A 3,184-nucleotide genomic window follows, 5' to 3' on the forward strand; every position below is an offset into this window, starting at 1 on the left:
ATCACGTTGCCACCCGTGCGCTCATAAAGCTCGACGGTTTCGGCGAGGCATCCGCGCCCGCCGAAGGACACCATGTCCGGCAGCAGCAAGGCGAAGGGCTCGTTGCCGATAACCTCGCGCGCGCACCAGACGGCATGGCCGAGGCCTTGCGGCGATTGCTGGCGGATGAAGCTGGTGGCACCGGCCACAGGCAGCATGCTTTCGAGCGCCTCCAACTGGGTCTTCTTGCCGGTCTGCTCCAGGGTGCCGATCAATTCCGGATGCAGGTCGAAATAGTCCTCGATCACCGCCTTGTTGCGGCCAGTCACGAAGACGATGTGCTCGATGCCCGCCTCGAAGGCCTCGTCCACCGCATATTGCACGACAGGCCTGTCGACCACGGGAAGCATTTCCTTTGGCATCGACTTGGTCGCCGGCAGGAATCTTGTTCCAAGCCCCGCCACCGGTATCACGGCCTTCCTGATTTTCTTCATCGCAAATTCCTTCTGAGGAGATCGACTTCAGTCCATTCACAGGCCACGAAAAATCCCTCCATGTGCCTGCATCTTCACCTCCCCGCCCCAACGGCAAATTGTGCCGCCATTCTTCGCAACCGCACGGCGATCGGCATGCCCATATGCCTGACCGCCGCCGGGTCGCTGAGCGCAGTCCGGATCGCCTTGAGCGGGGACCGCGCCTTGATGTGCTGTACCAGTGACAGAAACGATGCCGCCTTGCGCAGGCTGCGGCCGCGCCGTGCAAACGCGGCCTGCGCGGCCTCATCCATCCGATGGGTTTGAGCGAACACGGCATCCGCCCTGCGCATCGCTTCGACGTGGTGAAGCTCGAGCACGCGCGAGATGGAGCCGCTGCGGATATGATAGGCATAGCCGATATCGGGCTCGACGACGCATTTTCCGCCCTTGGCCAGGGCGCCGGCAAACAGGATGTAGTCTTCGCCGATCCTCAGCTTTTCGTCATAGCGAAGCCGGTGTTCGTTCAGGAACTCGCGCTGGAAGATCGGCTTGAGATAGCCGAGGTTGAACTTGGATTCGAAGACGACGTTGCCGGCGATGTAGGTGGCCAGCGAAATCTCGCGCAAGCCTTCCAGATATTGCCGCGGAAACATCGCGTCCTCGATGACGCCGTCCTCGCGAACGACCTGCAGATTGTCGACGGCGATCTGGGCATCCGCGCTTTCGGCACGAGCGATCATGGCCGCGAGCCGGCCGGGAAAGACCGCGTCGTCGGAATCGAGAACCGCGATCCATCTGCCGCGGGCGGCGTCGAGGCCGGCATTCCTGGCGCCGCCAGGGCCGCGGTTGCTGGCCAGGGCGACGACACGGACGATATCCCCGGGGTAGGCCCGCGCCACGTCGAGCGTCGCATCGCGCGACTTGTCGTCGACGACGATGATTTCGACGCTGACACCCTTCTGGGCGATGGCGCTGGCAATCGCCCGATCAAGGGTCGCCTCGGCGTTGTAGGCGGCAATAACGAAGGAAACATCCGGGACAGAGCTGACGTCAGGCTGCACGCTTGCCTCCCTCCTGTGGCGACGGCTGGCCATAGAGGCGAATTTCGCGGATGCCGACGAGGCCGCTGACGACACCAACATGCATAATGCCGCGCAGCACGCTGCGGTTCCTGCGGACTGGACTGACGACGACCGGAAGTGCCGAGGCGAAGCAATAGATGGCCTTTGCCGAGGCCAGGCCGACCTGCTTGACCAGGCCGATGCTGCTGGCGCTACTGCCCAGGAGATGGCCATGCGTCTGGCCGACGCGAAAGCGGCGGCGGCCGAGCCATTCGAATGCCGCCCTTGAGCGCGGCACCACCTCGTCGACCCACGCCTTGGGCGCGAAGGCGATGCGGCCGCCGGCCTTGTGCATCTGGTCGAAGAATTCGGTGTCCTCGCCGCCGGTCTGGCCACGCGCCAGGCTGAAGCGGCGGCCGCGCAGGCTGTCCGAGCCCATCCGCAGCAGAACATTGCAGGTGTAGCCGGTGCGGATCTCGCCGCGCACCCAGATGGGCAAGGTCGAATGGAAATCGCCGCGCCGCATCCAGTCCGGCGCATCCGGGCGATAGCGCGCCCTGACCGGGCCGAGCACGACGGCGACACCGCTTTGCTGCGCCATCGCGACCAATTCAGCGAGCCATTGAGGCGTGGCCGTTTCGTCATCATCAATGAAGGCGACGAAATCCGCTGTGCTCGCATCGAGGCAGGCATTGCGGGCGATCGAGATGTTGCGCGCCGGGGCATGCCGATAGTGGATCGGCACCGTCAATTCCCGCGACAGCGCCGCCACCAGGTCACGGGCCGTCGGGGTGTCGTCATTGTCGGCGACGATAATGCGGATATCGAATCCCGCCGGCATCTCCATGGCGTCGAGCGAGCGCAGCGTGTCAGCCAGCTCCGGCCGGCGGAACGTGCAGACGCCGATGTCGATGCTGCGGTTCTTTGCCGACACCGCCATCAGGCCACTCCGCGTCGCGAGCCGAGGCCGAGAAGCTGCAGCCAGAAGCCAACCGACCAGCCAAGATGCATGACCATGGCCGAGACACCGGCCAGCGCAACGTCAGCCTTGCGCTGGCGGATAGCCGTCACCAGTCCGTAGCCCAGGCACACCGACACCCACAGCAACAAAGGCACTGCCGCAATCCAATGCACGAATGAGAAGGCCGCAAGAAGAACCACCGGGAAGACCGCCAGCGGCACCATCTGCCGGATCTTTGGGATGACGCGGTGCTTCAGCACATTCTTGGCACGCCCGCGACCGTAGCCGAGATACTGGAAATAGAGGCCTGAGAGCGAGGCGCGCGGATAGTAGACCATCTGCGTCTTGCCACTCATCCAGATCTTGTAGCCCGCCTTGCGCAGGCGATAATCGAGCTCGGCGTCCTCGTTATGGCTGAACGCTTCGTCGTAGCCGCCGACGGCGCCGAATGCCGATATCCGCATCAGTGCATGATGGCCGTGATCGATCCACTGTCCCTGCGAAAGATGCCGATGCTTCGAGCCGCCGGTGCCGAGCTTGGAGTTCTGCGCCGCGGCGGCCGCCTTCTGCACGGCACCGCTGCCTCTGGTCAGCATCGAAACGACAACCGAATCCGCGCCCGTGGCCAAGGCTTCCTCGACCAGCCGGTCGCAATAATCGTCGGGATAACCGCCATGCGCATCGATGCGGATGAGATAGTCGGCACC

4 protein-coding genes are annotated in these 3,184 nt (G+C 64.0%); all 4 read right to left on the bottom strand.

The features are described from left to right. The coding region (locus EN984_RS27935) for a UTP--glucose-1-phosphate uridylyltransferase (protein WP_164765694.1) at positions 1–473 on the bottom strand (473 nt) is incomplete at its 3' end. 74 nt (positions 474–547) lie between these two features. Next, positions 548–1,516 carry a glycosyltransferase family 2 protein gene (locus EN984_RS27940; protein WP_127269744.1) on the bottom strand — a complete coding sequence of 323 codons (969 nt, stop codon included), beginning with the start codon at positions 1,514–1,516 and terminating at the stop codon, positions 548–550. After that, entirely contained in the window at positions 1,506–2,456 is a 951-nt protein-coding gene (locus EN984_RS27945; protein ID WP_127270881.1) for a glycosyltransferase family 2 protein, read from the bottom strand. Before EN984_RS27945 ends, EN984_RS27940 begins: the two co-directional genes overlap by 11 nt. After that, positions 2,456–3,184 (bottom strand): glycosyltransferase family 2 protein (locus EN984_RS27950; RefSeq protein ID WP_127384108.1); only part of this gene is annotated, 729 nt, incomplete at its 5' end. The genes EN984_RS27950 and EN984_RS27945, both read right to left, overlap by 1 nt.

Origin of the sequence: Mesorhizobium sp. M7A.F.Ca.CA.004.12.1.1 (assembly GCF_003997835.1) — a bacterium.
Classification (GTDB): Bacteria; Pseudomonadota; Alphaproteobacteria; order Rhizobiales; family Rhizobiaceae; genus Mesorhizobium.

Bases quoted from the DNA above. Each gene is read 5' to 3' on its own strand.
- EN984_RS27945 (WP_127270881.1), bottom strand. From the start codon at position 2,456: ATGGCGGTGTCGGCAAAGAACCGCAGCATCGACATCGGCGTCTGCACG.